This is a genomic window from Streptomyces sp. YS-3 (assembly GCF_045257485.1).
GTDB lineage: Bacteria > Actinomycetota > Actinomycetes > Streptomycetales > Streptomycetaceae > Streptomyces.
Map to the genome: position 1 here is coordinate 1 of NZ_JBJHPC010000976.1, position 1491 is coordinate 1491.

Sequence of the window (1491 nt, forward strand, 5' to 3'; positions counted from 1 at the left end):
CCCTCGACCCCTCCCTCGAACTGCGCCCGGTCGCCGAAGCCGAGTTCGCCGACTGGCTGCGGGCGGTGAACACCGGTTTCCTCCGGCCGCCGGTGGTGAGCGAGAACGACCGGGCGGCCCGGCTGGCCAACAGCGATCTCTCGCGTACGCAGGGCGTCTTCGACCGGGGCCGCTGTGTGGCGACCTTCCGCTCGTTCGCGCAGGAGCTGACCGTGGTGGGCGGCGCGGCCGTCCCGGCGAGCGCCGTCACCAACGTCGTCGTCGCCCCGACCCACCGCCGGCGCGGCCTGCTCAGCCGGATGATGGGACACGACCTGGCGGCGGCGAAGGAGCGCGGCGACGTCGTCTCGTCGCTGATCGCCGCCGAGTACCCGATCTACGGCCGGTACGGCTACGGCCCCGCCACCTGGACCGCCGAGTGGGAGATCGACACGGGCCGGGCGGGCCTGGACCCGCGCTGGTCGGGCCCCGAGGACGGCGGCCGTATCGACCTGGTCGCCTCCGAGGAGGTCCGCAAGCTGGGCCCCGAGCTCTTCGAGCGCTTCCGGCCCCGGCAGCCCGGCGCGGTGACCCGCGACACGCGCTGGTGGGATCTGCACACGGGCGCGGCCATCCGCGACGACCACCCCTGGACCGAGCCGTTCTGGGCGGTCTACCGCTCGCCGGCGGGCGAGGTGGAGGGCCTGGCCGCCTACCACGCGGACGAGACGTGGACCGACGCCAAGCAGCCGCTGAACACCGCGACGGTACGCCAGCTGCTCGGTCTGAACCCGGCCGCCGAGCGCGCCCTGTGGCACTTCGTCTGCTCCATCGACTGGATAGCCAGGGTCCGCACCGGCTACCGCGCCCCCGACGACCTGCTCCCCCTGCTCCTGCCGGACCCGCGCGCGGCCCGGATGGTGACGCACGCGGACTTCCTGTGGCTGCGGGTGCTGGATGTCGTACGGGCCCTGGAGGCGCGTACGTACGCGACGGCGGGCACCCTGGTCCTGGAGGTCACGGACGCGTCCGGCCTGGCCTCGGGCCGCTACCGCCTGGACGCCGACGCCTCCGGCGCGTCCTGCACCCGCACGACGTCGTCCCCGGATCTGACCCTGGACGTACGGGAGCTGGGGGCGCTGTACCTGGGAGACGAGTCGGCGGTACGACTGGCCGCGCTGGGCCGGGCCGCCGAGGAGACGGCGGGGGCAGCGGCACGGGCGGACGCCCTCTTGCGGACGGGGCGGCGGGCTTGGTGCCCGGACATGTTCTGAGAGCGGCGGGCGGGGTCACGTGTCGGTCTTCTGCGGGATGAGCGCGGCCAGTCGTACCGCCGACTCGTCTCCCAGGTACAGCGCCCCCAGCTCCCGTACGTCCAGGGTCAGATCCGGGGACGACGTCGTGCGGGTGCAGGACGCGCCGGAGGCGTCGGCGTCCAGGCGGTAGCGGCCCGAGGCCAGGCCGGACGCGTCCGTGACCTCCAGGACCAGGGTGCCCGCCGTCGCGTACGTA

General features: G+C 74.4%; 2 protein-coding genes. One reads left to right on the plus strand and one right to left on the minus strand.

What is annotated here, in order from left to right; all coding sequences use genetic code 11:
• Nucleotides 1–20: 20 nt before the first annotated feature.
• Complete coding sequence (locus ACJA3G_RS36825) at nt 21–1253, plus strand: GNAT family N-acetyltransferase (RefSeq protein WP_406557366.1); 1233 nt, start codon at nt 21–23, stop codon at nt 1251–1253.
• A gap of 15 nt (nt 1254–1268) precedes the next feature.
• Here ACJA3G_RS36825 and ACJA3G_RS36830 read toward each other — a convergent pair.
• Nucleotides 1269–1491: sterol carrier protein domain-containing protein (locus ACJA3G_RS36830; protein ID WP_406557365.1), on the minus strand; the 223-nt coding region annotated here is incomplete at its 5' end.